Source organism: Nocardiopsis sp. CC223A (assembly GCF_030766825.1).
GTDB lineage: Bacteria > Actinomycetota > Actinomycetes > Streptosporangiales > Streptosporangiaceae > Nocardiopsis.
In genome coordinates, this window is sequence record NZ_JASFDV010000014.1 from 1 (window position 1) to 26,388 (window position 26,388).

The following is a 26,388-nucleotide window of genomic DNA, read 5'->3' on the forward strand; positions in this document are numbered from 1 at the left end:
AAGTCCGGTCGAGGTGTCGCCGCTGGAGTACTCGGTGGCGCGGCGCACCGACACCGGGTCCGCGGAGGCGCTGCACGCGCTGTCGGGGGCCGAGGTGCTGCGTCGCCGTAGCGATGGTGAGTTGTTGGTGTTGGTGCACAACAAGTGGCGGTTGCGGGTCATCGAGCGTGATCATCCGTCGTTGTTCATGGAACCGTTGCTGGCCGGCGGCGTCATCGAGGACGAGTAGGACCCGGCCGCCGCCGATGCACCGCCCGGGGCGCGGAAAAGGCGCTCCCGACCTCTTGCGGTCGGTGCACTTCGCGTGCCCCGGACACGCCCCCGAAACAGGGCTTCGGAAGACGGGTTCGCCGGGACGGGTGTGAACTCCCGTTCCGCGGGCACACTCTTTGCCCACCCGGGACGCCTCCGTGTTCATTCCGGGGAACGGGGTGGGATGCGACGTCCGCGGCAGAGGCCAAGATCACCGCACCGGGGGCACCCCGCGTCAAGCCCCGTGATCAGGGCGAAGGTACTCTGATAGATGGCCACTAGGGCGCGTTCGGACAGTTGATCGCACTCCGTCGTGTTCGGGTATGTCCATATCTGTGAAGGACACCCGGCAGACGAGGTTCGTGAGGTGATCGGGGTGCTCAGGGGACCGGCACAGGAGGTGTCGCGGTGTCGGGGGAGAACCCTCCGCGGTTCCGCGATGTCTCAGGGCGATCACGGAGTAAACGACATCTGGCAAAGATTGCAAATCTTCACCGTGCGGTAATTCCACTCACGTCTGGGTATGTGTTGCATGTCACCTGTTCGTGAATCGGTGAAACTTATATGATTTTGCTTAATCGTCGTTTAACAAAACAGAACAATAACGAGTGAACGAGAACGTGGCGGCGGACCGCCCCGCGTCTGACGCACCTCACGTATCCCCCGCCTGGAAAGGTTGACCTCGGGCATGAGCGAAGACGACAAAGAGCGCACGGTAGAGCTCCACTACGAGGGCGGCGTGCTGAAGCTGCCGGTGTTCACCGGCACCGAGGGTGAGCAGACCATCGAGCTGAAGACCCTGCTGGGCTCGACGGGCATGACCACCCTGGACCCGGGGTTCGGCAACACCGCTTCGTGTAGCTCGAAGATCACCTATATCGACGGGGCGGCCGGGATCCTCCGCTACCGCGGGTACCCGATCCAGGACCTCGCCGTGGGCAGCACCTTCCTTGAGGTGGCCTACCTGGTGATCTACGGCGAGCTGCCGGAGCCCGGCCAGCTCAAGGAGTTCTCCGACAAGCTTCGCGAGAACGCCGACATCCCGGCCGAGATGGGCGCGTTCCTGGACGCGATGCCCGGCAACGGCCACCCGATGGCCCTGCTCGCCAGCGCCGTCAACACGCTGTCCGCGTACTACGCCGACAGCGTCGACCCGTCCGACGAGGCCCAGGTGGAGCTCGCCACGATCCGGCTGTTGGCCAAGCTGCCGACGATCGCGGCCCGCATCTACCGCAACTCCATCGGCGCCGAGCCGATCGGTCCGGACGACTCCCTCGACTACGTCGAGAACTTCATCCGGATGACCTTCGGCGACAACGCCGCCACCGGTGAGCTGGGCGACCTGTTCGGCAAGGCCGTGGACCTGCTCCTCATCCTGCACGCCGACCACGAGCTCAACTGCTCCACCGCCACCGTGCGCACCGTCGGCTCCTCGCAGGCCGACATCTTCGCCAGCGTCGCCGCGGGCATCAACGCCCTGTCCGGCCCGTCCCACGGCGGCGCCAACCAGGCCGTGCTGGAGATGCTCGACGAGATCCGCGAATCGGGCACCACCATCGAGGAGTTCCTGGAGCGCGTCAAGGCCCGCGAGGTCCGCCTCATGGGCTTCGGCCACCGGGTCTACAAGAACTTCGACCCGCGCAGCAAGGAGATCAAGGGCCTCGCGACCCAGATCCTGGACCGCGACGAGAACCCCGACGAGCTGTTCGCGCTGGCCCTCAAGCTGGAGGCCGCCGCGCTCGCCGACTCCTACTTCACCGAGCGCAAGCTCTACCCGAACGTCGACTTCTACACCGGCGTGATCTACCGGGCCATGGGCTTCCCGACCACCATGTTCACCGTGCTGTTCGCGATCGGCCGGCTGCCCGGCTGGGTCGCGCACTACCGCGAGCAGCTGCACGACCCGGCCTTCCGGATCGCGCGCCCGCGCCAGCACTACATCGGCTCCGAAGAGCGCCGCTACCCGGGTCTGGGTTAGCCCCCGACCGGAGCGTACGCAACGCCCGCCCCGCCTTTCGGCGGGGCGGGCGTCCTTTTTGTCCGGATATCTCAGCTATCCGTACCGGTACAGAACCGTCCCTTTCCGCGTATTTTGCGGACGCCCTGCCGTCGGCGTGCGACTTTGAGGGAAGTTGCAGGGTGCGCCCTCTCCGACGGGAGCGCACAAGGGAGGTGAGGCAACCATGATGCGGAACATGCTGGCCGGGGAGGTCCTCGGGACCATGAGCAGGAACTGGTGGATGGTGGTCCTCCGCGGGGTCGCCGCGGTGCTCTTCGGTCTGATAGCGCTGATCTGGCCCGGGTTGACCACCGTCACCCTGGCGCTCGTGTTCGGTGCCTACGCCCTCATCGACGCGATCGTGCTCGGATACGCGGCCTACCGGGCCGCCCCGGGGACGCGCACCCCGCTCGTGGTCCAGGCGGTGCTCAGCGCCATCGTGGGTCTGATCGCGCTGATCTGGCCGGTCGCCGCGGTCATCGCGCTGGTGTTCGTGATCGGCGCGTGGGCCGTCATCACCGGAGTCTCCGAGATCGTCACCGCCGTCCGCCTGCGCGCCCACATCAGCTCCGAGTGGCTGCTGATCTTCGCCGGCGCGCTCTCGGTCGTGTTCGGCCTGCTGCTGTGGTTCTGGCCGCTGGCCGGGGCGCAGGCGATCGTGTTCGTGGTCGGTATCTACGCACTGATCTTCGGTGTCGTCATGGTCGTCGCCGGGTTCCGGCTGCGCGGTGCGACCGACGCCATCGCCGACGCGGACGCCATGGCCTCCGCCGACATGTCGGAGATGCCGGAGGACCCGGTGAGCGCCTTCGACGAGGGGTACTCCGAGGGCTACCGCGAGGGGTACCGGGGCGACCCGAACGCGCCCGAGCCGCCGACCGGCGAGGACACCGGCGACACCGGGGCGGTGCGCCGCAGCGGCGGCCGCCACCGCGCCCCGGACGAGGGCGGCGACCCGGGCACGAAACCCTAGGACTCGCTGACGAGGAGAGGGCCGCCGCGGTCGACCTGGCTTCCGGGGACGACCGAGGCGGCCTTCTCCTGCTGCCAGGCCGCGAAGTGCGGCGAGGCGCGGTGCGCCGCCAGGGCCGCCTCGTCGGCGAACACCTCGCACACCCAGAACAGGTCGGGGTCGGCCGAGTCGGCCGTCACGTCGAAGCGCAGGCACCCCGGCTCCTCGCGGACCGAGGCCGCGGCGTGTCGCGAGATCCCGGCGACGAACGCGTCACGGCGGTCGGGCCGGACCCGGACCGAGATGACCAGGGACAACGGGCGGTCGGACACGGCGGCTCCTGTCGGGGCGGGGCGGGGCGGGTGCCCGAGCCTAGCGCCCCCGTCCGCGGTGCGCGGTGGCCGGGGTTCGCTACCATGGCGCCGTGCACTTCCTCCAGATCTACGGCTAGCGGCCCGGCGTCACCGACGCCACGCCGCCCCCGCCCCGTGAGCGGGCCGGGCGCCGCTTCGCCCTACCCGTAGCAGCTTCTCGACATCTGGAGAGATCCGCGATGACCCGTCGCGCCCATATCGCCATGGTCGGCGTCCCGGCGGTCAGCCACACCCTGCCCAGCCTGGAGATCCTCCGCGAACTGGTCCGCAGGGGCCACCGCGTAACGGTCGCCAACGACACGCTGATGGCCGACCTCATCACCCCGACCGGGGCCGAACTCGTCCCGTTCACCACCACTCTGCCCACCGGGGACGAGGAGTGGCCGGACGACCCCGTCGAGGGCATGGACGTGTTCCTCGACGACGCCATCAACGGCCTGCCCGTCATCCGCGACTCCTACGAAGCGGACCGGCCCGACGTGTTCCTGTACGACATCGGCGGGTACGCCGCCCGGGTGCTGGGAATCCAGTGGGGGATCCCCAGCGTGCAGCTGTCCCCGACCTACGTCGCCTGGGCCGGCCACCAGGAGGCGGTGATGACCTGGCTGGCCGAGCAGCCCGCCGCCGCGCACTTCGCCAAGTTCGACGCCTGGCTCGCCGGGAACGGGATCACCGGGCTGGACCACGTCACCTTCCCCGGGAGCCCGGACCGGGCGCTGGCGCTCATCCCGCGGGAGATGCAGCCGTTCGCCGACACCGTCTCCGACACGGTCACCTTCGTCGGGCCCTGCCTGGGCGACCGTGCAGACCAGGGCGAGTGGACACGGCCCGCCGGTGCGGAGCAGGTCGTCCTGGTGTCCCTGGGGACGGCCTACACCCGCCGGCCCGAGTTCTACCGCACCTGTATCGAGGCGTTCGCCGGGCTGCCGGGCCGGCACGTGGTGCTCCAGGTCGGCGAGTACATCGACCCGGCCGACCTGGGCGAGGTGCCCGCGAACGTCGAGGTGCACCCGTGGGTGCCGCAGCTGTCCGTGCTGCGGCAGGCGGACGCGTTCGTCACCCACGCGGGGATGGGCGGTTCCAGCGAAGGACTGTACTGCGGCGTTCCGATGATCGCCGTGCCCCAGGCCGTCGACCAGTTCGACAACGCCGACCGCCTCCAGGAGTTGGGGGTGGCCCGGCGACTCGACGACAAGGCCGACGACCCGCTCGCCCTGCGGTCGGCACTGCTGGAGCTGACCTCCGACCCGGCGGTGGCCGCCCGCCTGGCGGAGATCTCCGCCAGGCTGCGGAACCAGGGCACCGCCCATGCGGCCGACCTCATCGAGGCCCGGATCCGGTAGGCCCCCTCCCGCAGCCCCTCCCGCAGGCCGTCCCGCCATCCCCGACCCGACCCCCGGGCGCGTCCCGGCCGTGCGCCGGGGCGCGCCCCCGCCCCCTCGCGGAAGGAACGCCCGTGGACCACCTCGTCGTCATCACCGGAGGGCCCGGCTCCGGCAAGACCACCCTCGTCGACCACCTGGCCGGGCTCGGGTACGCCCGCACCGAGGAGGCGGGCCGCGCGATCATCCGTGACCAGCGCGAGATCGACGGGCCCGGCCTGGCCTGGCGCGACGACGCCCTGTTCGCGGAGCTGATGCTGGCCTGGGAGATCCGTTCGCACCGGGAGGCGGCGGCCCGGCCCGGCCCGGTGTTCTGCGACCGCGGGGTGCCCGACCTGGTCGGCTACCTCCTGCTGCGCGGGCTGCCGGTGCCGGCGCACGTGGACGCCGCCGCGCGCCGCTTCCGGTACCGGCGCACCGTCTTCCTCGCCCCGCCCTGGCCGGAGATCTTCACCGGGGACGCCGAGCGCCACCAATCGTGGGAGGAGGCCCTGCGCACCGACCGCGCCATGCGGGAGGCCTACCCGCGGTACGGCTACGAACCGGTGGAACTGCCCCGGGTGCCGGTGGCCGAGCGGGGCCGGTTCGTGCTGGCGGCGCTGGCGGGGGAGGACCGGAATTCAGGTCACCGAGAGTGAGTATTCGGTGCATGCACTTTTGTGTCCGGAGCGCTGGAGAACCCCTGGGGGTGAGCAGGCGATCCCCGGTTCGCGAACGTGTCGTGAGTGGCCGTTCACGGCCGTAAATCCGGCTCTCCCTTGTGATCGGCAGAACCCGGCGCCAGACTCTTCTAGGTAAAGGGAGCATTGACCATGCGCGTCCACCCGATGGGCGCGGGGCGGACGGGACACGGGGAGTGGTACGGAAGGTGGCGAGCGCGTCGGAGGCGAATACGCCGCCCATGAGCTGGGAGGGCATCGAACACGCACTCAACCGGGTACGCGGGGAGCTGAAGCAGATCACGCTCAACCTGGCCGATCTGGACGACCACGTCGGCCACCGCATGCTCAAGGGGGCCGACCTGCGCGGCCTCACCCGGGAGCGCTGGGAGCACGCCGACCGCCACATCCACCGCCTGTGGTCGACCTACGACGCCTTCCGCCGCGCGGTGGAGGAGGCCACCGAGCACCACGGGCTGGGCAGCAGGCGTGCCTCCGACCAGGTCCGGTTGACCTTCCTGCTCACCGGCCCCTGCCTGGACATGCCGTTGGAGAAGGCTCCGCTGCACGAGCGCGGACTGCTGGACACCGGCACCGAGCACATCACCCTGGCGGCGGCCGTCGCCCGGATGACCGCCGACTACGAGGAGATCACCGAGGTCGTCTCGGCCGCCGAGACCGCCTGGAACGCCCTGCATCCCCGTCTGGCCGACCTCGACTCCCTGTGGCGGGAGGTCTGCACCCTCGGCGACATGATCGAGGAGGCGGGCGACGAGAGGGACGACGAGGCCCTGCGCTCGGAACTGGACAGGATCGGCGACACCGTCCGCCGCGATCCCCTCTCCCTGCTGGGCGCCGACCGCCGGGTCGACACCTCGGGCCTGGAGCGCCTGCGCAAGCGGCTGGAGGCGGCGCGCGGCGAGCTGCGCGACGCCCTGCGCATGCGCGACTCCTACCGTGAGAGCATCACCCACCTCGTCTCCGCCATCGACGACCTGGAGGCCACCGTGGCCTCCCTGCGCGAGCAGCGCGCCCACGTGGCCGGCCGTATCCGCGAACCGCAGGCGGTCGACGTCCCCGACCCGGTGCCCGCGCTGCGCGCCCGGATCGACGCGATGGACGCCCTGCGCTCCCGCGGCCGCTGGCGCGAGCTGGGCGTGCTGCTCGGTGAGGTGCAGGCGGCCGTCCACGCCGCCGCCGACGACGCCCGCGAACGCGGGGAGAACCTGGCGGGCCTGCTGGACCGGCGGAACGAGCTGCGCGGCCGCCTGGAGGCCTACCGCGCCCGCTCGGTCCGGTTGGGCCTGGCCGAGGACCCGAAGGTCGGCGAACTCCATGCTCGCGCGCACCGGGAGCTGTGGATCGCGCCCGGTGATCTGCGGGCCGCCACGGTCGCACTGGCCGCCTACCGCAGGTCGCTGGAGGAGCCCGCGGTGACCGAAACCACCCAGAACAGAACCACACCGGGTGCGGGCGCGTCAGACGGCGAGAGCGATGGTGGTGTGAGCATATGACCAAGTGCACGAAGCCCGGGTGCGGCGGTGCGATCGAGGACGGCTTCTGCGTCGTGTGCGGCCTGGAGCCCGTGCCCGGCACCGCGCCCCCGGTGCCCCCTGCCCCCGGCCCCCCGCAGAACCCCTCCTTCACGCCCCCCGGACCCCGGGGGACCGGGCCGCAGCCGGGTCGTGCGCAGCCGGCGGCCCCGCGACCTGCGCAGTATCCGCCCCCGGCGCAGTTCCACCCCTCGGGTCCGCAGGGGTCGTTCGGCGCGCCCGTGCCCTCCGGCCCGCCTCCCTCCGGCCCGCCGCCGTCCGGTCCACAGCACTCCTTCGCCGCCCCGGGCGCCCCGGGGACCCCGCCCGGAACACCGCCGGGCACCCCGCCCGGTAGGCCCGCATCCGGTGGCACCGGCCTCGACCAGTGGCTGGGCGCGTCCGACGGCGACGACATCGGTGACCCCATCCACTCCCACCCCATCTCCGGCAACATCCGGCTCTCCGGCCGCTCCGGCCCCGGCAGCATCACCGGTGCGGTCGGCAGCGGCGCGGGGACCGGCTCCGGGCGCACCCGGCGCTCCGTCCGGGGCATGCTCGGCGCGGGCATGGTCGTCGTCCCCCCGGTGCCCTACCGGGACCCGGCCGAGGCGATCATGGAGAACCCGGTGGTCTCGGAGAAGAACCGGTTCTGCGGCAACTGCGGGGAGAAGGTCGGCCGCACCCGCGGCGACCAGCAGGGACGCACCGAGGGGTTCTGCCGCAAGTGCGGCACCCAGTACTCCTTCACGCCCAAGCTCGGCGCCGGTGACAGGGTCGGCGGCCAGTACGAGGTGCTGGGCTGCCTCGCCCACGGCGGTCTGGGCTGGATCTACCTGGCCCGCGACCGCAACGTCAACGACCGCTGGGTGGTGCTCAAGGGCCTGCTCAACGCCGGTGACGCCGAGGCGCACAAGGCCGCGGCCGCCGAACGCGCCTTCCTCTCCGAGGTCGAGCACCCCAACATCGTCAAGATCATCAACTTCTCCCAGCACCCCGACGCGCGCACGGGCATCCCCGCCGGGCACATCGTGATGGAGTACGTCGGCGGCAAGTCGCTGCGCGAACTCCTGATGGAGCGCCGCGAGCAGGACCCCGACGCGGTGCTGCCGGTGGACCAGGTCATCGCCTACGGCCTAGAGGTCCTGCGGGCGCTCGGCTACCTGCACTCCAAGGGCCTGCTGTACTGCGACTTCAAGCCCGACAACGTCATCCAGAGCGAGGAGCAGATCAAGCTCATCGACCTGGGCGGCGTGCGCCGCATGGACGACGCCGTCAGCCCCGTCTACACCACCCCCGGCTACCGGGTCCCCGAGGACGAGCTGCGCGGCCCCGGCCCGACCATCAGCGCCGACCTGTACTCGGTGGGGCGGGCGCTGGCCGTGCTGAGCTTCCGGTTCAGCTTCATGCGCGAGTTCCCGCACGAGCTGCCGCCGCGCCGGTCCGTCCCGCTGCTGGAGCGCTACGAGTCCTACGACCGGCTGCTGCGCAGGTCCACCCATCCGGAGATGGAACGCCGCTTCCACGACGCCTCCGACATGGCCGACCAGCTCACCGGAGTGCTGCGGGAGGTGCTCTCCGACATGGAGGGCACGCCCCACCCGGCTCCCTCGACCCTCTTCGGCGGCGAGAACTTCACCATCGGGTCCGACGTGGGCCGTGCCGACCGCATGCTCGTCCCACCCCTGCCCACCGAGGCGGCGACGCTCCTGCCCGCGCCCCTGATCGACCCCACCGACCCGGCCTCCCAGCACCTGCGGGGCTTCCAGACCCTGCCGTCGGAGGACCTGGTCGCGGCGCTGCGGTCCATGCCCGAGCCCACCCCCGAGACGCTGCTGATGCTGGCCCGGACGCTCATCACACTGGGCGAGCACGGGCAGGCCATGGACGTCCTGCACCAGTTCAGCGAGCGCGTACCGGGCGACTGGCGCACCATGTGGTACCTGGCGGTCGCCGAGTTGAGCACCGGGCACTTCCAGAGCGCCCGCGAGCACTTCGACGAGCTGTACGGCCACCTGCCCGGGGAGATCGCCCCCAAGCTGGGCCTCGCACTGGCCTGCGAGCGCACCGGGGAGCACGCGATCGCCGCGCGGCACTACCAGAACGTGTGGAACACCGACCACTCCTTCGTCAGCGCCGCGTTCGGCCTGTCCCGCATCCGGCTGGCTCAGGGTGACCGGAACGGGGCCATCGCGGTCCTGGACACGGTCCCGAAGCTGTCCAGCCTGTACGTGCACGCCCAGACGGCGCTCATCTCCGTGCTGGTGGCCCGCCACCCCGGCCGGGAGGCCGGCGACCTGGTGCGTGCCGGACAGCGCTTGGAGAGGCTGGGGCTGGACGGCGAGTCCGCCGACCGGCTGGCCGCGCGGGCCCTGGAATCCGCACTGGACTGGTTGGAGGCCGGCGGCCGGGCCGACGGGACGGTGCTGTTGGGCGGCCCGCTCACCGAGGACGGCGTACGCGCCAACCTGGAGCAGCGCTACCGCGACCTGGCGCACCGGTCCACCTCGGTCACGGAACGGTACGAGCTGATCGACAAGGCCAACTCCCTACGACCCGTGACGCTGCTGTGAGGACCGAAGGAACGGCGATGACGAAGGTGCGGACCTGCCCGGGGTGCGCCGACAAGGTGTCCGCCGGCGACGCCTTCTGCGAGCGTTGCGGCCACGCCCTGCCCGACGACGTGCGGCAGGCCCCGGCGGAGAACCCGGACACGGTACCGACCGGTCCGAACCCGGCCGTGCCCGGACTGGTTCCGGCGGACGGCGGTCCCACGGCGCCCCAGGTGAGCCTGTACGGCGCCGAACGGTACGAGGGCCGGGGGGAGGCGCCCTCGGACGCGACGCCGTCCGGTTCGACCCCTTCGAGGGCCACGCCGTCAGGGGCGACCGCCCGCGAGGAGCCCCATCCGCAGGGGGTCTACCACACCGTCAACCCGGCCGACGTCACGGTCGCGGGGATCATCCCCTCGGACGCGACACCCTCCGGGGGCACCCGGCCCGCCGGCGCGACCCCTTCGGGCTCCACCGCGCCCCCGGGGCCCACGCCGGGGGCATCCGGCGACGCCCCCGCAGCGGCACCCGCGGGATCCCCGGCGCCGGGCACACCGCCCGCCGAGGCCCCCCGGGGAACCGGCCGTTCCCTCACCGACAGCCTCGCCGTGGACGACGACTGGGACGCCATCGACTCACTGGCCACCCAGCCCGTCCGCCGCGACCCGCGGCCCCGCAGACCGGCACCCGTGCCGGCCGTCCCCGACCGGCCCCCGTTCACCTCCTCCGGGCCCGCCCGGCCCACCGACCCCGACCTGTGCGTGTGGTGCTCCGGCCGGGTGGCGGACGGCTACTGCGAACGCTGCGGCTTCCTACAGCCCACCGGCCGCGACCACGTCGAGGTGCGCGCCCGCGCCGCCGTCGGCGTCAGCGACCGCGGGCTCAGACACCGGCGCAACGAGGACGCCATGGCCATCCGGGTCGTCCCCGACGACTCCCCGCACGCCGCCGGTGTGGTGTGCGCGGTGGTCTGCGACGGCGTCTCCAGCTCACCCCGCCCCGACGAGGCGTCCCGGGTCACCGCCGAGACCGGCGCGACCGTCCTGGTCGAGCAGATACGGCGCGGCGTCGACGCCCGCGAGGCCACCGGCGTGGCCATGACCAGGGCGGCCGAGGCCGTCGCCGCCATCGCCGACTCCCCGAGTTCGGCACCGGCCTGCACCTTCGTCTCCGCCGTGGTGGACCCCGCCGCGGGCACCGTCACCGTCGGCTGGGTCGGCGACAGCCGTGCCTACTGGCTCTCCGGCGGCCCCGCCGCCAGCGGGTCGGCCCTGCTCACCCGGGACGACTCCTGGAGCGAGGCGATGGTGCAGATGGGCGCGCTGTCCCGGGAGGAGGCGATGCGCTCGGCCAACGCACACGCCCTCATCGCGTGGATGGGCGCGGACTCCGGCGAGATCGACGCGCACATCTCCACCGTCACGCCGACCGGACCCGGGACCGTCCTGCTGTGCAGTGACGGCCTGTGGAACTACTACCCCGAGGCGCAGGGCCTGACCGAAGCGGTGCCCGGGGCGGGGGCGCGCCCCCTGGACGCGGCCCGCACCTACGTCCGGCTCGCCCTCGAAGGGGGCGGCAAGGACAACATCACCGTCGTCGTCATTCCCGTACCCACAGGGGGTTCCCGTGCCGGACAGGACTGAACGCGTCGCCGAACCGGACTTCCGGGTGGAGATCGACCAGAACCGGTTCCTGCCCCTGGGCGGGCGGGAGGTGCACGCGGTCGTCAGCGTCACCTCCACCGGGCCGGCGCTCGTCGGTGCGGACGTCCGGGCGACGGAGCTGATCATCATCGACACCTCCGGCTCCATGTACGGGGAGAAGATCAACGCCGCCAAGCAGGCCGCCCGCGCCGCCATCGAGGTGCTTCGCGACGGGGTGCGCTTCGCGGTGATCGCCGGACACCGGCAGGCCGAGATGATCTACCCCGCAGGGGACACCCTGGCCACGGTCGACACCTCCACCCGGGCCGAGGCCCTGGACGCCGTCGGTCGGCTGCGCGCCGACGGGGGCACCCGGATGGGCGCCTGGCTCACCCGGGCCGCCGAGCTGTTCGCCGCGGTCGACGGCGGGGTCAAGCACGCCATCCTGCTCACCGACGGTCAGAACAACGAGGTCTCGGGCGACTTCGAGCGGACCCTGCGGAGGATCGCCGGGAGCTTCGTCTGCGACTGCCGCGGTGTGGGCACCGACTGGAAGGTCGAGGAGCTCCGCAGGATCGACGCCGCCCTGCTCGGCGGCGGTCCCGGCATCATCGCCGACCCCGCCGACATGGCCGCCGACTTCCGGGCGATGACGCGGGCCTCCATGGGCAAGGCCGTCGCCGACGTGGCGCTGCGCCTGTGGACGCCCCGGCACGCCGTGGTGCGCTACGTGAAGCAGGTCGCCCCCACCGTCCAGGACCTCGGCGACCGCGGTGTGGAGCGGGCGGCGCAGGCCAAGGACTACCCCACCGGTTCCTGGGGTACGGAGAACCGCGACTACCACATCTGCGTGGAGGTCCCCCCGGGCGATCCCGGGCGCCAGTTGCGCGCCGGGTGGGTGCGCATGGTCATCCCCGGTCTCCACGGCACCGAGGACAGGGTCCTGGCCTCGGGGAACATCCTCGCGGAGTGGACCGCGGACGAGCACAGGGCCACCGAGATCAACCCCCGGGTGGCCCACTACACGGGCCAGGTGGAGCTGGCCCGGGCGATTCAGGACGGGCTGGAGGCCCGTCGCTCGGGGGACGAGGACACCGCGACGACGCGGCTGGGCCGAGCCGTCGCGCTCGCGAACGAGACGGGCAACGAGGAGACCGCCCGGCTCCTCGGAAAGGTGGTCGAGGTCCTGGACCCGGTCACCGGAACCGTTCGGCTCCGCCCCACCGTCGAAAAGATCGACGAGATGACACTGGACACCAACTCGACCCGAACCGTTCGGACCCGGCCCCGCCCCTCGGGACCGGACGACGGTGCCCCCGGACCCGGGTAGGAGGGACCCATGCCGAGTTGCCCATCCGGGCACCGCTCCACGGCGACCGACTTCTGCGACATCTGCGGGTTGCGCCTCCAGGCGTACGAGCCCGCGCCACCCGCCTGGTCGCAGGGGCCGTCGGCGCACACGCCGCCCACGGCCCACGTGCCCCGGCCGAACCGGACACCGCAGGCCCCACCGCCGAGGCGGTCCTCCGGTGCGCCCCGGGGCGGGCCCTGCCCGGAGTGCTCGACCCCCAGGACCGGGCGGTTCTGCGAGGAGTGCGGATACGACTTCGCCTCCCACCAGCGCCGCGACCCCGGCGGCCCCTCGGGGATCCGGGTGGGCTGGCGGGCCACCGTCACGGCCGACCCCGCCTACTACCAGTACATGGTGAACCAGGGCATGCTCGACCCCTCCCGCATCGCCTTCCCGTCGGCCGTCCAGCCGCGCCGGGTGGACCTGACCGGGGAGCGGGTGCACATCGGGCGGGCCAGCGCCACCCGCGGATTCACCCCGGAGATCGACCTGGGCGGCCCCGGCGGGGACCCCGCGATCTCCCACATCCACGCGATACTGGTCGCCCGCCCCGGCGGCACCTGGGCCCTGCTCGACCCGGGTTCCACCAACGGGACCACGATCAACGGGACCGACAACCCCGTCATCCCCAACGTGGAGGTCCCCCTGAACGACAACGACCGGATCTATGTCGGCGCATGGACCGTCATCATCCTCCAGAAGGGGTGAGCCCCCGTTGATTCCCTCCCCCACCACCCCGTCGGAGCCGACCCGCTCCAACGCGCCGGCGGAGCCCGCTCCCCCCACGGCCGGGAGCGTCCGCACCGGGGCGGCCCGCACCGGGACCTACGCCCGTGACGGGTGGTCCCGGTTCCGGCGGTGGCTGGCCACCACCCCCGCCCGGGTGTGGCTGCTGACCCTGGTGAGCGCCGCCGCGATCACCGGCCTGTTCGCGTCCGCCGCCTATACCCTCGACCAGGCCCGCACCGGCCTGGACGTGCTCGGCCGCGGTGCGGGGCCACAGGCGATGGCCACCACCGACCTGTACCTGTCGCTGGCCGACATGGACGCCCGCATCGCCGACGTGCTGCTCATGGGCACCGACCACGGTCTCGGCTCCGGGCGCGAGGACGCCCTCGAACAGTACGAGGGCAGCCGGGAGCAGGCCAACGAGTCGCTGCTCCAGGCCGCGTCGCTCACCGAGGGCGACACCGTGGAGGAGCGCAACGTCCAGGAGGTCCTGGACGGCCTGGGCACCTACGAACGGCTCGTCACGCAGGCACTGCTGCGCAACGACGAGGCCCGGGCCGCCCCCGGCGAGGTGGACGCCGAGGCACTGGAGTCGTACCGGGAGGCCACCCGGCTGATGCACACCGAGCTGCTGCCCAAGGCGTTCAACCTCGGGCTGGACTCCTCGGCGATCGTGCGCGCCAACCACGAGGACGGGCAGGCCGCGGTCACCCTGGGCCTGCTGTGGGTCGGCGGTGTCGGCGTGGTCGTGCTGCTGTCCCTGCTCGGCCTCCAGGTGTACCTGCGGCTGAGGTTCCGTCGCCGGTTCAACCTGCCGCTGCTCGCCGCCTCCGTGCTCACCGTGGCCCTCACCGCAGGGGTGATCCAGGCCCTGGTCGGCAGCGGCGGGCACCAGAGGGACGCCAAGGAGGAGGGCCTGGACGCGGCGATGTCACTGGCCCGGGGCGGGGCGATCGCCACGGACATGCAGGCCGACCAGAGCCGCTACCTGCTGGATCCGGAGCAGGCCGACAACTACCAGCAGGTGTACCTGGAGCGGTCCCAGCAGGTGCTGTTCCGGCCGGTGAGCAACCTGGCCGACTACTACGCGGCCGTCGACGAGGTGGCCGCCTCCTACCCCGAACTGCCCGGGGCGGACGGGTCCGACCCCGACGACCCCGGCACCCTGGGCTACCTGGGCCAACGCGCGCACGACGCCCTGCTGCCCGGGCAGCAGGACCGGCTGGCCGACGTACTGGGCGCCTACAACGAGATCCAGACGCAGGACCGGCTCATGCGGGAGGCGGTGCGCAACGACGACCTCGGGGAGGCCGTCGGCATCCGGATGGCCGTCGCCGACTCGCAGAACGGCACCTTCGCGACCTACGAGGAGGCACTGGACGGGCTCACCGAGGTGCACCGGGAGGAGTTCGCCCGGGGCATCCGGCAGGGCGACTCGGCGCTGTCCCCGTGGGTGTGGCTGCTCCCGGCCGGATCCCTGGCGCTGCTCCTGCTCGTCGCCCTGGGCGTACGCCCCCGGCTGGCCGAGTACCGCTGACCCCGAGAGACCCGACCCCCCGAAAGAGACGAGGACAAGGCCGATGAGGTTTCGACACCGCCGCGTCGCCGCCGCGGCCGCACTGGCCGCCGCGGCGGTGCTCGGGCTGCCCGCCTGCTCCGCGGTGCTGGGCGGTGAGGAGTCGCTGGTCGACGCGGACTCGCTCGTCGTGGGCGTCAAGTACGACCAGCCCGGGTTGGGACTGGAGACCGCGGCGGGCAGCGGCGAGTTCGAGGGCTTCGACGTCGACGTGGCCCGGTACATCGCCGACCACATGGGGATCCCGCCGGAGAACGTCGAGTTCGTGGGGCTCAACTCCGCCGAACGCGAGGAGATGCTGATCAGCGGCGAGGTGGACATGGTCGTGGCGACCTACTCCATCACCCCGGCGCGCAGGACCCAGGTGACCTTCGGCGGCCCCTACTACGTGGCCAAGCAGGACGTGCTGGTGAGCGCCGACGCCACCGACATCCAGGGCGCGCGCGACCTGGAGGGCCTGTCCGTCTGCCAGAGCGCGGGCTCCAACTCGGTGGCCCGCATCACCGAGGGCCTGGGCATCGCGGTGGAGGGGACGGAGCAGGAGACCTACAGCGACTGCATCGAGGAGCTGAGGTCGGGGAGCGTGGACGCGGTCTCCACCGACAACCTGATCCTGGCCGGGTTCTTCGCCCAGACCCCCGACGCTTTCCGGTTCGTCAACAACCCGTTCACCGATGAGAAGTACGGTGTGGGGCTGCCGTACGGCGACACCGAGGCCTGTGAGGCCGTGAACAAGGCGATCAGCCGGATGTACCAGGAGGGCGACGCCGCCGAGATGTTGGACCACTGGTTCGGGGAGACCGACCTGGAGATGGTGCACAGCGTTCCCCAGTTCGAGGGCTGCGACTGATCCACGGGGGTTCGGGTGGGGCGGCGGTGCCGCTCCCACCGGTGTGTCCGGGCACGCCGCGGGCGGTTCGCATGCGGTGGCCCACTCGGGGGTTATGGCAGATACTGACCCTTATGTAAGGCATTGGGGGCTCAGGATAGGAGTTGTCCGTTGACCATCGTCGAGTTCCTGAACGCGCGCTTGGACGAGGACGAACGCGCGTCGAAGGCCGTACCCGTGGGAGCACGCGGCCGGGACCGGGCGTTGGCCGAAGTCGCCGCCAAGCGCAAGATCGTCCAGGGGTACACGCGCGCGCATCACGCCAGCATGCGCAGTCTCCAGCCGACCATGGCCGGAGCGCCCCCCGTCCCCCCACGGCAGGGCGAGGACCCCTGGTCCGAACTGCTGGCCTGGCGGCTGGCCGTGAAGTACCTGGCCGCCGTCTACCGGGCCCACCCGCAGTACGACATCTCCTGGGAGGACTGACCGGCGGCCGGAGCGGGGGAGGCGGTTCAGGGCACGGCCAGGCCCGGCAGCGCCCGCACCGTCTCCACCAGGTCGGCCCCGGTCGCGTCCGGGGCGCCGAAGACCGCCGGGAACCGCCCCTCCAGGTGCGCGGACCAGCCCGTGACCAGTCCCGCGCAGGCCGCCCCCGCCACGTCCCAGCCGTGCGCCGTCACCAGGGCCAGCCGTTCCGGCACCACGCCCAGGGAACGCGCCGCCGCCCGGTAGGCCTCCGGGGAGGGCTTCCAGGCCCGCCCCGGCCCGCCGCCCATGACCCCCTCCACCAGCCCCTCCAGACCGGCCCGCTCCACCAGCTCCAGAGTCGCGGCCGGGCCCGCGTTGCCGAAGAGCACCGCCCGCAGGTCCGCCTCGCGCACCGCGGTCAGGGCCGCGGCCGCCTCCCGGCGCGGCGCCAGCTCCGACAGCCCGTCCACGATCGTGTCCTCGGCGGCCGGGGCGATCTGGTGGCCGGTGACGTCGCGCAGCGCGGTGCGCACCACGTCCTCGAAGGACCGGCCGCCGCCCACCAGCGCCAGGGCGAACACGTCCCGCGCCAGGTGGTCGGCCCAGCGGGCCATCAGGACCCGGGGGATGCCCGCCTCCCGGAACCGCCACTCCAGCGGGGCCAGGGGGAACAGGGTGTCGAGGACGTCGAAGGCGACCACGGCCGGGCGCGCGGCCCGACGCGGGGGAACAGGGGACATCGGTGCGACTCCAGGGGGGAGGAGGGACGTGCCGACCGGAGTCCTACCCCGATCCCGGAACCCTGTCGCGCCGCCCGGCCGGGAACGGTCGCCGTCCGGGCCGGGGGCGGTCCGGTGGAGTCGTGTGGTGGTCGTGGTGAAGGTGGTGGAGGTGGGCGGTGGGTGTGTCGGAGTCGCCCTGCGGTGTGGACGGTCCGCGCGGTGGGGGTGGGAAGGGTGGCCGCTCGGAGACCGCTTGGGCGGGGCCGGGGGCGGTCCGGTGGAGTCGTGCGGCGGCTGTGGTGAAGGTGGTGGAGGCGGGCGGTGGGTGTGTCGGAGTCGCCCTGCGGCGTGGACGGTCCGCGCGGTGGGGGTGGGAAGGGTGGCCGCTCGGAGACCGCTTGGGCGGGGCCGGGGGAACCGGGGACCGCTGGGCCGGGAGCGGGCGGTGTCCGCGGGCGGGCGGTCAGAGGGGTCGCGTTCCCTGGAGCGGTGTGACTTTCGCGCGGCTGCATCCTTGCAGCTCATCGTGATAATCGGCCGACGCCGGGCGGTCCCGAGTGGCGGCGCGCCGCTGGCCGGGGTGGACGAGCCGCCGAAGGCGGCGGGACACCGACCCGGCGGACGCCGGCGACGCGCATCTGTGAGGAGAGCGCGGAAAAGGGTTCTCGCACTGATCCTGCGGTGTGGTGACAGCACGTCACGGGCCGGGATTCGAGAGCCCGGGTGTGACGAGGGGCGAACGGAGTTCCTGCGCGTCCCAGGGCTACAGGCCTCGTAACCCTTCGCGACCGGTCCACAAGATCAGTGCCAGAACCCGGAAAAGCCACACCATGGGTGGGCCACCATCGTCAGAGGCGGGCCAGACGGGGGATCTGCTCCACCGCCCACGGGCTGAGCAGCCACGGGGTGCGCTCGGCCACCGCCACCAGGTCCTCCCAGCGCGTCCAGGAGAACTCGGCCACCTCGGCCGGGTCCGGCTCCGGGACGTCGTCGGTCAGCGCCCAGAACACCGGGCAGAACTCGTTCTCCACGATCCCCTCCGCCGACACCGCCCGGTAGCGGAAGTCCGGCAGCGCCGGACGCACCTCGGACAGGGACAGTCCCAGCTCCTGGCCCACCCGGCGGCGCACCGCCGCCTCCAGGCCCTCACCCGGCGCCGGGTGGCCGCAGCAACTGTTCGTCCACACACCCGGCCAGGTGGTCTTGCCCAGGGCGCGGCGGGTCAGCAGGATCCGGCCCGAACCGTCCCGGACATAGCAGGAGAACGCCAGGTGCAGCGGGGTGTCGGCGGTGTGCACCGTCGCCTTGTCCGCTGTTCCCACCGGACGGTGGTCGTCATCGAGCAGCACCACGAGCTCGCGCTCGACGGTCATCGGTCGGATCACTGGACTCCCCCCACCCGCGGTGTACCCGCGTCACCTGTGTCCCTCCATGGTCACCCGTCCCGGACACCGTTTCGTGCGCATAAGGTTCCTCTGGGCGAAGAGTCGCGCCCGGCAGGACGTCCAGTGGAGTGAGCGGATGACGGAGACGAACACGGTGGCCGCCGAGGAGGCCCGGTCCATCGACCCCGAGCAGATGCGGGTGTGCCTGGACGTGATCGCCCGGGTCGGTGCGCTGCCCAGCGATCACCCCGACTCCCTCACCCTCCAGCGGGCCAGCGCCAAACTGTTCAAGACGGTCAAGGAGACCCGTCGCAGGGAGCGCCGCGACGCGCGCAAGGCCCACGACGACGCCGTGCTGGCCGCGACCGCCACCGCGGCCCCCGACCGCATCGACGACGAGACCAACGGGCGGGCCCTCAGCGGCGGCGCCACCGGGGAACTCGCCGGGGTGCTGCGCAAGGCGCGCGGGTGCTACATCTGCAAGGAGAAGTACCGCGAGGTCGACGCGTTCTACCACCAGCTGTGCCCGGCCTGTGCCGCCTTCAACAGGGAGCGCCGCCACGCCCGCACCGACCTGACCGGGCGGCGGGCCCTGCTCACCGGCGGCCGCGCCAAGATCGGCATGTACATCGCGCTGCGACTGCTCCGCGACGGGGCGCACACCACCGTCACCACCCGGTTCCCCAACGACGCCGTCCGCCGGTTCGCCGCGATGCCCGACAGCGACCGGTGGCTGCACCGGCTGCACGTCGTCGGCATCGACCTGCGCGACCCCGCCCAGGTGCTGCGCCTGGCCGACGAGGTGACCGCCCGGGGCCCGCTCGACATCCTCATCAACAACGCCGCCCAGACGGTGCGCCGTTCTCCGGCGTCCTACGGGCCGCTCATCGAGGCCGAGGCCCACCCCCTGACCGGTGACCACCTGCCGCGTCCGCTCGTGCTGGGCGGGGTCGGGCGGCAGGCCCTGGAGTCCTCCGACGCCCTGGACGGCAACGCGCTCACCCCCGAGATGCTCACCTCGCTGGCGCTCACCACCGGGTCGGCGTCGCTGGAGCGGGTGCGCGCGGGCACCGCCGTCGACGCCGGAGGGCTGCTGCCCGACCTGGCCGCCGACAACAGCTGGACCGACCGGATCGGCGACATCGAGCCGATCGAGATGCTAGAGGTCCAGCTGTGCAACGTCACCGCGCCGTTCCTGCTGGTGGACCGGCTGCGCCCGGCGCTGGCCGCCTCGGCCGCACGGCGCACCTACATCGTCAACGTGTCCGCCATGGAGGGGGTGTTCGGCCGCGGCTACAAGGGTCCGGGACACCCGCACACCAACATGGCCAAGGCCGCGCTCAACATGCTCACCCGTACCAGCGCCCAGGAGATGCTGGAGACCGACGGCATCCTGATGACCAGCGTCGACACCGGGTGGATCACCGACGAGCGGCCCCACCCCGACAAGGAGCGGATGGCCGAGGCGGGGTTCCACGCCCCCCTGGACCTGGAGGACGGGGCCGCGCGCGTGTACGACCCCATCGTCCGGGGCGAACGCGGCGAGGACGTGTACGGCTGCTTCCTCAAGGACTACGCCCCCGCCGCCTGGTGACCGTGGCCGGGCCGTCGGACCCGGGGACCGGTGCCGGGACCCGGGCGGGCGGCCGGTGGGTCCGGATCATGGTTGCAGGATGAGGCGGACCGGGGAGCCGATCCGCTTCTCCAGCCGTTCCACCGCCGCCGGGGCCTCCTCCAGCGGGAAGGTGCCGCTGATCGAGGTGGAGAAGTCCAGCCGGCCAGCCCGGACCAACTGGACGAGCTGGATCACGTGCTCCGGCTCTGAACCGTAGTGGCCCAGGATCTGCTGTTTGAGGTAGCTGAACCGGGTGCCGTCCGCGACCACCAGGGGCTTGTCGGTGAGGCCCACCAGGATCAGGCGGCCGTGCTCGCCGAGCACTTCGAGCGCCTGCTCGCGCACCACCGGTACCCCGGCGAAGTCGAACGCCACCGCCAGCCCGTGGCCGTCGGTGAGCTCACCGATCCGCGCCGGGAAGTCCGGGGCGGTGGAGTCCAGGGCCACGTCCGCGCCGAAGTCCAGCGCCCGCTCCCGGGCCCGCGGATCCGGGTCGGCGGCGATGATCGGCGCCGCACCCACCAGGCGCAGCAGCTTCACCGCGTGCGCGCCCAGACCGCCCACACCCCACACGGCCACCGCTTCGGCCGGGCCGACATCACCGGTGCCGGTGACCGCAGCCCACGGGGTGGACACCGCGTCCGGGATGATCGCCGCCTGTGCGAAGGGCAGGTCGTCCGGGAGGGGGACCAGGGTCTCCTCGTCGGCGAGAGCATACTCCGCCCAGCCGCCGTCGTAGTCCACGCCCCGGGTGAGCACCCGGCCGTGGTGATCGATCCGGCCCGCCTGGAGCGCCACCCGTTCGCCCACCTCGGTGTCGAGGACCTCCGGGCCGAGTTCCTCCACCACCCCCGCCACCTCGTGGCCCAGGGTGACCTCGTCACCCTCCAGGTAGAGCGGGCTGAGCGTGCCGTCGATGAGGTGCACGTCGGACAGGCACACCCCGGCGGCCTTCACCCGCACCAGGACCTGCCCGCGCCCGGGCACCGGTCGAGGGACCTCCTTGACCTCCAGGGTCTTGGTCCGCACGTTGAGTCGGGCAGCGCGCATCGTCGCCATCGCAGAGCCTCACAACAGTCGTGATCGTCCTTTCCCCCGGTTCCGGGGGCGTGCCACCACGATCCTGCGCGGTGGGTCGAGCGGGGTCCAGGGGCGGCCGCGTGGCAGGTCAGGGTTTCGTCAAAGGCCGGACCCGCGCTCACTCGGCGTGCCCGTTGCGGAAGGCCCAGGCGACCAGCTCGGTCCGGTTGCGGGTGCCCAGCTTGGTCTGGATGCTCGCCAGGTGGGTCTTGACGGTGCTCACCGTGACGTGCAGCAGCACGGCGATCTCGGTGTTGGTCCGGCCCAGCGCCACCGTCCGGGCGATCTCCAGCTCGCGCGGGGTGAGCCCGCCGTCGTCGCGGACCCGCACCGGTCGGCCCCCGGAGGAGAAGTGCCGGATCAGTCGGACGGTGATCTCCGGTGAGATCAGCGCGTCCCCCCGCACCGCCGCCCGCACCGCCTCCACCAGCAGTCCGGCGCCGGCGTCCTTGAGCAGGAAGCCGACGGCACCCGAGGACAGCGCCTCGTTGACGTACTCGTCCAGGTCGAACGTGGTCACCACGACCACCTTGACCGGGTCGTCCGTCAGCCGACGGGTGGCCTCCAGGCCGTCGATCCCCGGCATGCGGATGTCCATGAGGACCACGTCGGGACGCCTCTCCCGGGCGAGCCGGACCGCCTCCAGGCCGTCCCCGGTCTCGCCGACCACCTCGATGTCGTCCTCGGCCTCCAACATGTAGCGGAACCCCGTCCGCACCATCTGCTGGTCGTCCGCCAGCAGGACCCTGATCGCCATCCGGCACCCCCGTTCCACCTTCACTGTGCCCGGTCCGGGGCCGTCCCGGCGGCTATCCACAGGGCTTTTCCGGGAGGCGGACGTGCACCTCCCAGCCACCGCCGCCGGGGCCGGCGGTCAGCTCACCGCCCAGCAGCCGTGCCCGCTCCGCCATGCCGACCAGCCCGAAGCCGCCTCCGCCGCCCGACCCGCGGCCGTTGTCGCGCACCGCCATGCGCACGCCGTCCCCGGCCTCCACCTCGACCGACACCCGGGAGGCGCCGCGCGCGTGGCGCCGGGCGTTGGTGACCGCCTCCTGGGCGATCCGCACCAGCGCGGTGCCCACCTCCGGCGCCAGCCCCGCCAGGGAGCCCTCCACCCGCACCGCCACCTCCAGGCCGCCCGTGGTCCCGGCGAGGCGGTCCAGGCCCTCCTTCGCGTCCGGTACCGGTGGCGCCTCGTCGGGTTCGCGCAGCCGTGACACCAGGGAGCGCATCGCCTCCAGGGCGCGCGCCCCGGCCGCCTCGATCTCCGGCAGCGCCCGCACCGCGGCCTCGGGCCTGGTGTCGGCGACCCGGCGCAGCGCCTGCGCCTGGACGACGATCCCGGTGACCTCGTGGGCCACCACGTCGTGCAGGTCGCGGGCGACCGCCAGCCGCTCCTGGGCCCGCGCCCGCTCCACGTGGTACTCCCGTTGGTACCGGCGCCACCGCAGGTACAGCCCCGGCGCCAGGCCCACCGCGACCAGCAGCAGGGCCGAGGTGAGGGAATCGCCCGCACCCTCCCGGAGCCGGTCGGAGGCGGCCGCCAGGAAGGCCGCGGCCGACACCGCGCCGACCCACCGCGCGTCGCACCGCAGCGCGGTGACGGCCAGCGCCAGCAGCAGGGCGATCGCCTCGGCGACCGCGACGGGGTACCCGAACACCCCCTTGGGCAGCGGCCACAGCGCCAGCGAGGCGGCCGCCACCACCAGCGGTGCGGCCAGTGCCGCCGCCCCGGTGGCCGCCGTCCCGGCCCGCGGCCGCAGGGCGAGCAGCACCAGCCCTCCGGCGACCGCGCCCGAGGCCGCGGGCAACCAGTCCCACGGCCCGTGCGGCGGCCCCGGCCACGCGGCCGCCGCCAGTCCGCTGCGCACGGTCAGCAGGTCCGCGACGACGGCCAGTGCGAGCACGACGCCCGCGCCGCCCCAGAGGATCCGCTCCCCCAGGGGGCCGCCGAGCACCTCGACGATCCTGTTCAGCCCCATGCCCTTCACCCTAGGCCGCGGCCCTCCCCCCGCCCTCGGCCGAAAGGACGAGGCCGGGGACCGCCCTTTCAGCCGATGTGGCCGTCGGGCCCGCCGACCACCCTTGGAAAGGTCGGCGCATCCTGCGCCGACGGTGCCCGGCGGCGGTCCGGCGGGTCGGGGGAGACGGGGAAGGGGAGCCCGATGGCGGGAGAGCGGATGACGGAGACGGCCGGTACCGGGGAGGTGCGGCCGCCCGCGGCGCAGGGGCCGCCCGCGGTGCGGCGGCGGGTGGAGTTCCTCGACGTCGCGCGGGCGCTGGCGATGATCGGCGTGGTCATGATGAACGTGACCGTCGTCGTCTTCTCAGCCGAGAGCGCGGGGGAGCGGCCGCCGGGCACCGTCACCTCGGTCGTGGACACGGCGCTGTCGCTGCTGATGTCGGGCAAGGCCCGGGCCATGCTCATGGTGCTGCTCGGCATCGGAGCGGTGCTCGCCTGGAGGGCGGCGGACGGGCGGGGGGAGCGGCCGTTCGCGCTGATGCTGCGCCGCTACGTCGCGCTCGGCCTGCTGTTCGGCCTGCCCCACCTGCTGGTGTTCTCCGGCGACATCCTCACCCACTACTCCATCACCGCCCTGGTGCTGGCGCCGCTGATGCCGGTGCTGCTGTCCGGGGGGCGGCACCGGCCGGTGATCGCCGCGGTGGTCTGTTTCGCGGCGGCGCCGTTCGTCGAGAACCTCGTACCGCTGCCGGGCGAATGGTCGGTGCTGTTCCTGATGGTCCCGCAGACCCTCGGGTTCTTCTGCGTCGGGGTCTGGCTGGCCCGGCGGCCCGAGCTGGCCGCCGCGCGTTCGGCGGAGCCGTCCCGGCTGCCCGTGGCCATGGTGTGGACCGGCCTGGCCGGGCAGATCCTGGGTGTGGCCCTGATGGCCGGTTCCGACCTGCTGTTCCCCATGGAGTTCGGCGCCGACGGGATACCGGTGCTCGGCCCGGACGGGATGCCGGTGGTGCACCCGGCCGCACCGTTGCTCACCTCGTTCTCCGGAACTCTGATGGGTCTGGGCGGCGCCCTGTTCTACCTGGGGCTGGTGTGGTGGCTGATGCGCAGGCGGCGCGGAGCGGCGCGCGCCCTGGGCCTGCTCGCCCCGCTGGGGCGCATGACGCTCACCGTCTACCTGGGCAGCACGGCGTTCTTCCTGATCGTGATGGGCCCCTGGGAGACACAGGTCCCCATGCTCGCCCAGCACGCGCTGGCCGCCGGGTACTTCGTGGTGATGCTGGTGTTCGCCCGGGTGTGGTCGGCCCGGTTCCGTTACGGGCCGTTGGAGTGGGTGTGGCGCATGCTCACCCACCTGCGCATCCTGCCGCTGCGCCGCCGACCACGTCCACGGACCGTCCAGGCCGGATAGCACCTCCGGGGCGGGCCGGGCCGTCCGGCGGGAGGCGTCCCGCCGCCGTGGTCCGGTGCCGGCGCGGGCGACCTCCCGGCGGTCACCGGCCGGGTGGCCTGGAGGTGGCGGTGCGGGTGGAGGGCTCCCTGCCGGGCCGGCGCCCGAGGTGGGCACCGTGCTGGTGCGGATCGCGGATCGCCCGGGAGGCGGTCACCAACGCCCGGCGCCACGCGAACGCCCGGCGCCACGCGCGCGGCGCCTCCCGGGTGTCGGTCGAGGTGGAGGCCGGGGACGGCGTGCGCATGGCGGTGCGCGACAACGGCCGAGCGGGCGATCCCCCGGGAGGCGACGTGGGGGTCAGCCGCCGGCGACGGAGGGGAGGATGCGGACGTCGGTGCCCTCGGGCACCGGGGTGTCCAGGCCGTTGAGGGCCCGGCACTCCTCGGCGTCCACGAACACGTTGACGTACCGGCGCAGTCGTCCCTGCTCGTCGCGGATGCGCCGGTCCAGGCCGGGGTGCTCCGACACCAGGCCGTCCAGCACGTCGCGCAGTACCGCTGACGGGTCGGCGTCCACGGGCAGGTGGGCGGCGCCCCCGGCGTCCGCCCGCAGCAGCCCGGGGAGGTGGACCGTCACGCTCATCTCACACCTCCGTCGCGCGCACGCACAGGACATCGGGCAGATGCGCGGCCACCCGGTGCCAGGGCCCGCCGTCGTCGGCCGCGTACACGTCCCCGCTCCGGGTGCCGAAGTAGAAACCAGGCGAGTCGGCCCCGTCGGTGCAGGCGGCGTCGCGCAGCACGATGCCGAAGTACGGCTCCTCCGGGAGCCCTTCGGTGGCGGGGAGCCACCGCCCACCGCCGTCGTCGGTCCGGTACACGCCCAGCCGGTGCTCCGGCGGCAGGTGCACCTCTTGGCTGACCACCGGGAAGTTCAGCGCCGTGCCGGGCCGGTGGGGGTGCGCCACCATCGCGAACCCGAAGTTCGTGGGCAGCCCCTTTTCCACCGCCTGCCAGCCATCCCGGGCGGGGTGCTCGGAGCGGTAGACCCCGTGGTGGTTCTGGGCGTACATCGACCCGTCGGGGGCCAGCGCCACCTTGTGCACGCACTGCCCGTACTCGGGTTCGTCCTCGGGCAGGAAGACCGCGGAGATGCCCCGGTTGGCGGGCGCCCAGCTCGCCCCGCCGTCCCCGGTCTGGTAGACGCCACCGGTGGACATGGCCACGGTCATCGCCTCGGGCGAGCGCTCACCGCAGCCCAGCACCCCGGGCAGGATCGTGTGCACCGCACCGCCGCCCGCGCCGGGGAACCAGTCGGCCCGGTGCGGGTGATCCCACAGGGCGCGGACCAGCTCGAAGCTCTGTCCGCCGTCGGCGGACCGGAACAGGGCGTGCGGCTCCACCCCGGCATGGACCACACCGGGCACATCCCCGAACGCGAACTGCCAGACCCGGGTGAGCGAGGCGCCGGTGTCCTCGGGGAAGGCCAGCGGGGCGGTCCCGGGTTCCCGCCAGTGCTCCCCTGCGTCGTCGCTGTACCAGACGCTCGGGCCGAAGTGCGAGCTCTCCGCGCCGGCCAGGATGCGCCCGCTGTGCGGGTCGATCCCGACCGCGTACACGGCGCTCATGCTCGCATGGTCGGCGCTGTCGAGCCGGTGCGGTCCCCGCACCTCCCAGGTGCGCCGATCCTCGCCGGTGGCGGTGAAGAGGCCTTTGCGTGTGCCGATGACCAGCAAATACGTCATGTTCGGCTCCGTGTCGTGAAGCGGATAACGCCACTCTCGCACGTCTCGGCGACAAACGGGGGGACCGGCCGGGCACTGATCGGGTTCCGGTCATCTATGAGCCTTCAACAGTTAGGAACCCGAACGATTTACCGTGGGTGGCTAATTGGTGTCGTCGGGAAATGCCGTCCCGCGGAGACCATAACCTCCAC

22 protein-coding genes and 1 pseudogene are annotated in these 26,388 nt (G+C 72.7%); 15 read left to right on the forward strand and 8 right to left on the reverse strand.

Annotation, left to right across the window (positions count from 1 at the left end):
- From QJS33_RS07835 to QJS33_RS07845, 3 genes and pseudogenes are all read left to right on the forward strand, one after another.
- Window positions 1-229, forward strand: a pseudogene (locus tag QJS33_RS07835) (peptide chain release factor 3); the annotation flags it as partial.
- Window positions 230-940: 711 nt separating this feature from the next.
- The gene (locus QJS33_RS07840; protein ID WP_306367201.1) at window positions 941-2,230 is read left to right on the forward strand and encodes a citrate synthase; all 1,290 of its coding nucleotides are present in this window, start codon (window positions 941-943) and stop codon (window positions 2,228-2,230) included.
- Window positions 2,231-2,435: 205 nt separating this feature from the next.
- Window positions 2,436-3,224, forward strand: a complete 789-nt coding sequence (locus QJS33_RS07845) for an HdeD family acid-resistance protein (RefSeq protein ID WP_306367202.1) — start codon at window positions 2,436-2,438, stop codon at window positions 3,222-3,224.
- Here QJS33_RS07845 and QJS33_RS07850 read toward each other — a convergent pair.
- Window positions 3,221-3,535: a putative quinol monooxygenase gene (locus tag QJS33_RS07850; RefSeq protein ID WP_306367203.1), complete on the reverse strand. Its 315-nt coding sequence runs from the start codon at window positions 3,533-3,535 to the stop codon at window positions 3,221-3,223. The two genes, QJS33_RS07845 and QJS33_RS07850, sit on opposite strands and share 4 nt — an antisense overlap.
- A gap of 221 nt (window positions 3,536-3,756) precedes the next feature.
- Between QJS33_RS07850 and QJS33_RS07855 the strand changes: the two genes are divergently transcribed.
- From QJS33_RS07855 to QJS33_RS07900, 10 genes are all read left to right on the forward strand, one after another.
- Complete coding sequence (locus QJS33_RS07855) at window positions 3,757-4,920, forward strand: macrolide family glycosyltransferase (protein WP_306367204.1); 1,164 nt, start codon at window positions 3,757-3,759, stop codon at window positions 4,918-4,920.
- Window positions 4,921-5,033: 113 nt separating this feature from the next.
- Window positions 5,034-5,597, forward strand: a complete 564-nt coding sequence (locus QJS33_RS07860; protein WP_306367205.1) for an AAA family ATPase — start codon at window positions 5,034-5,036, stop codon at window positions 5,595-5,597.
- A gap of 263 nt (window positions 5,598-5,860) precedes the next feature.
- Window positions 5,861-7,132 (forward strand): hypothetical protein, encoded by a 1,272-nt coding sequence (locus QJS33_RS07865; protein ID WP_306367206.1) that lies wholly within the window; start codon window positions 5,861-5,863, stop codon window positions 7,130-7,132.
- Complete coding sequence (locus QJS33_RS07870; protein WP_372339612.1) at window positions 7,129-9,723, forward strand: tetratricopeptide repeat protein; 2,595 nt, start codon at window positions 7,129-7,131, stop codon at window positions 9,721-9,723. Before QJS33_RS07865 ends, QJS33_RS07870 begins: the two co-directional genes overlap by 4 nt.
- Window positions 9,724-9,740: 17 nt before the next feature.
- Window positions 9,741-11,345 (forward strand): PP2C family serine/threonine-protein phosphatase, encoded by a 1,605-nt coding sequence (locus QJS33_RS07875; protein ID WP_306367207.1) that lies wholly within the window; start codon window positions 9,741-9,743, stop codon window positions 11,343-11,345.
- Window positions 11,329-12,675 carry a VWA domain-containing protein gene (locus QJS33_RS07880; protein ID WP_306367208.1) on the forward strand — a complete coding sequence of 449 codons (1,347 nt, stop codon included), beginning with the start codon at window positions 11,329-11,331 and terminating at the stop codon, window positions 12,673-12,675. The genes QJS33_RS07875 and QJS33_RS07880 overlap by 17 nt, the downstream gene beginning before the upstream one ends.
- 9 nt (window positions 12,676-12,684) lie before the next feature.
- Complete coding sequence (locus tag QJS33_RS07885; RefSeq protein ID WP_306367209.1) at window positions 12,685-13,404, forward strand: FHA domain-containing protein; 720 nt, start codon at window positions 12,685-12,687, stop codon at window positions 13,402-13,404.
- Entirely contained in the window at window positions 13,364-14,962 is a 1,599-nt protein-coding gene (locus tag QJS33_RS07890; RefSeq protein ID WP_372339613.1) for a hypothetical protein, read from the forward strand. The genes QJS33_RS07885 and QJS33_RS07890 overlap by 41 nt, the downstream gene beginning before the upstream one ends.
- Window positions 14,963-15,005: 43 nt before the next feature.
- Window positions 15,006-15,851 (forward strand): glutamate ABC transporter substrate-binding protein, encoded by an 846-nt coding sequence (locus QJS33_RS07895; protein ID WP_306367211.1) that lies wholly within the window; start codon window positions 15,006-15,008, stop codon window positions 15,849-15,851.
- A 150-nt stretch (window positions 15,852-16,001) separates the two neighbouring features.
- Window positions 16,002-16,316, forward strand: a complete 315-nt coding sequence (locus QJS33_RS07900) for a DUF6221 family protein (RefSeq protein ID WP_306367212.1) — start codon at window positions 16,002-16,004, stop codon at window positions 16,314-16,316.
- Window positions 16,317-16,342: 26 nt separating this feature from the next.
- Here the strand turns inward: QJS33_RS07900 and QJS33_RS07905 are convergent, their stop codons facing one another.
- Together QJS33_RS07905 and idi are read right to left on the reverse strand one after the other, a co-directional pair.
- Window positions 16,343-17,038, reverse strand: coding sequence for an HAD family hydrolase (locus QJS33_RS07905; RefSeq protein WP_306367213.1), 696 nt, complete (start codon window positions 17,036-17,038; stop codon window positions 16,343-16,345).
- 830 nt (window positions 17,039-17,868) lie between these two features.
- Window positions 17,869-18,393, reverse strand: a complete 525-nt coding sequence (idi, locus tag QJS33_RS07910; protein WP_306367214.1) for an isopentenyl-diphosphate Delta-isomerase — start codon at window positions 18,391-18,393, stop codon at window positions 17,869-17,871.
- A 148-nt stretch (window positions 18,394-18,541) separates the two neighbouring features.
- On the opposite strand from idi, the gene QJS33_RS07915 reads away from it, so the two are divergent.
- Entirely contained in the window at window positions 18,542-19,999 is a 1,458-nt protein-coding gene (locus tag QJS33_RS07915) for an SDR family oxidoreductase (protein ID WP_306367215.1), read from the forward strand.
- Window positions 20,000-20,065: 66 nt separating this feature from the next.
- On the opposite strand, the gene QJS33_RS07920 is transcribed toward QJS33_RS07915, so the two are convergent.
- The 3 genes from QJS33_RS07920 to QJS33_RS07930 all read right to left on the reverse strand — a co-directional run bounded on the left by QJS33_RS07920 (window position 20,066) and on the right by QJS33_RS07930 (window position 23,082).
- Window positions 20,066-21,079, reverse strand: coding sequence for a zinc-binding dehydrogenase (locus tag QJS33_RS07920; RefSeq protein WP_306367216.1), 1,014 nt, complete (start codon window positions 21,077-21,079; stop codon window positions 20,066-20,068).
- Between the two features lie 139 nt (window positions 21,080-21,218).
- Window positions 21,219-21,857: a response regulator transcription factor gene (locus QJS33_RS07925; protein ID WP_306367217.1), complete on the reverse strand. Its 639-nt coding sequence runs from the start codon at window positions 21,855-21,857 to the stop codon at window positions 21,219-21,221.
- Window positions 21,858-21,909: 52 nt separating this feature from the next.
- Window positions 21,910-23,082 carry a sensor histidine kinase gene (locus tag QJS33_RS07930; protein WP_306367218.1) on the reverse strand — a complete coding sequence of 391 codons (1,173 nt, stop codon included), beginning with the start codon at window positions 23,080-23,082 and terminating at the stop codon, window positions 21,910-21,912.
- A 198-nt stretch (window positions 23,083-23,280) separates the two neighbouring features.
- Between QJS33_RS07930 and QJS33_RS07935 the strand changes: the two genes are divergently transcribed.
- Complete coding sequence (locus QJS33_RS07935) at window positions 23,281-24,471, forward strand: DUF418 domain-containing protein (protein WP_306367219.1); 1,191 nt, start codon at window positions 23,281-23,283, stop codon at window positions 24,469-24,471.
- A gap of 339 nt (window positions 24,472-24,810) precedes the next feature.
- On the opposite strand, the gene QJS33_RS07940 is transcribed toward QJS33_RS07935, so the two are convergent.
- A complete protein-coding gene (locus QJS33_RS07940) occupies window positions 24,811-25,095 on the reverse strand; it encodes a ubiquitin-like small modifier protein 1 (RefSeq protein WP_306367220.1) in 285 nt (94 codons plus the stop codon).
- Window position 25,096: 1 nt separating this feature from the next.
- Window positions 25,097-26,197: a sialidase family protein gene (locus QJS33_RS07945; protein WP_306367221.1), complete on the reverse strand. Its 1,101-nt coding sequence runs from the start codon at window positions 26,195-26,197 to the stop codon at window positions 25,097-25,099.
- Between the last annotated feature and the right edge of the window lie 191 nt (window positions 26,198-26,388).

What these genes read in the sequence shown, in the direction of transcription:
- QJS33_RS07865 (WP_306367206.1), top strand. Translation starts at nt 5,861, where the DNA reads ATGAGCTGGGAGGGCATCGAACACGCACTCAACCGGGTACGCGGGGAG.
- QJS33_RS07875 (WP_306367207.1), top strand. Translation starts at nt 9,741, where the DNA reads ATGACGAAGGTGCGGACCTGCCCGGGGTGCGCCGACAAGGTGTCCGCC.
- QJS33_RS07905 (WP_306367213.1), bottom strand. Translation starts at nt 17,038, where the DNA reads ATGTCCCCTGTTCCCCCGCGTCGGGCCGCGCGCCCGGCCGTGGTCGCC.
- idi (WP_306367214.1), bottom strand. Translation starts at nt 18,393, where the DNA reads ATGACCGTCGAGCGCGAGCTCGTGGTGCTGCTCGATGACGACCACCGT.
- QJS33_RS07885 (WP_306367209.1), top strand. Translation starts at nt 12,685, where the DNA reads ATGCCGAGTTGCCCATCCGGGCACCGCTCCACGGCGACCGACTTCTGC.
- QJS33_RS07895 (WP_306367211.1), top strand. Translation starts at nt 15,006, where the DNA reads ATGAGGTTTCGACACCGCCGCGTCGCCGCCGCGGCCGCACTGGCCGCC.
- QJS33_RS07945 (WP_306367221.1), bottom strand. Translation starts at nt 26,197, where the DNA reads ATGACGTATTTGCTGGTCATCGGCACACGCAAAGGCCTCTTCACCGCC.
- QJS33_RS07890 (WP_372339613.1), top strand. Translation starts at nt 13,364, where the DNA reads ATGTCGGCGCATGGACCGTCATCATCCTCCAGAAGGGGTGAGCCCCCG.
- QJS33_RS07870 (WP_372339612.1), top strand. Translation starts at nt 7,129, where the DNA reads ATGACCAAGTGCACGAAGCCCGGGTGCGGCGGTGCGATCGAGGACGGC.
- QJS33_RS07915 (WP_306367215.1), top strand. Translation starts at nt 18,542, where the DNA reads ATGACGGAGACGAACACGGTGGCCGCCGAGGAGGCCCGGTCCATCGAC.
- QJS33_RS07935 (WP_306367219.1), top strand. Translation starts at nt 23,281, where the DNA reads ATGACGGAGACGGCCGGTACCGGGGAGGTGCGGCCGCCCGCGGCGCAG.
- QJS33_RS07855 (WP_306367204.1), top strand. Translation starts at nt 3,757, where the DNA reads ATGACCCGTCGCGCCCATATCGCCATGGTCGGCGTCCCGGCGGTCAGC.
- QJS33_RS07925 (WP_306367217.1), bottom strand. Translation starts at nt 21,857, where the DNA reads ATGGCGATCAGGGTCCTGCTGGCGGACGACCAGCAGATGGTGCGGACG.
- QJS33_RS07940 (WP_306367220.1), bottom strand. Translation starts at nt 25,095, where the DNA reads ATGAGCGTGACGGTCCACCTCCCCGGGCTGCTGCGGGCGGACGCCGGG.
- QJS33_RS07845 (WP_306367202.1), top strand. Translation starts at nt 2,436, where the DNA reads ATGATGCGGAACATGCTGGCCGGGGAGGTCCTCGGGACCATGAGCAGG.
- QJS33_RS07840 (WP_306367201.1), top strand. Translation starts at nt 941, where the DNA reads ATGAGCGAAGACGACAAAGAGCGCACGGTAGAGCTCCACTACGAGGGC.
- QJS33_RS07930 (WP_306367218.1), bottom strand. Translation starts at nt 23,082, where the DNA reads ATGGGGCTGAACAGGATCGTCGAGGTGCTCGGCGGCCCCCTGGGGGAG.
- QJS33_RS07920 (WP_306367216.1), bottom strand. Translation starts at nt 21,079, where the DNA reads ATGGCGACGATGCGCGCTGCCCGACTCAACGTGCGGACCAAGACCCTG.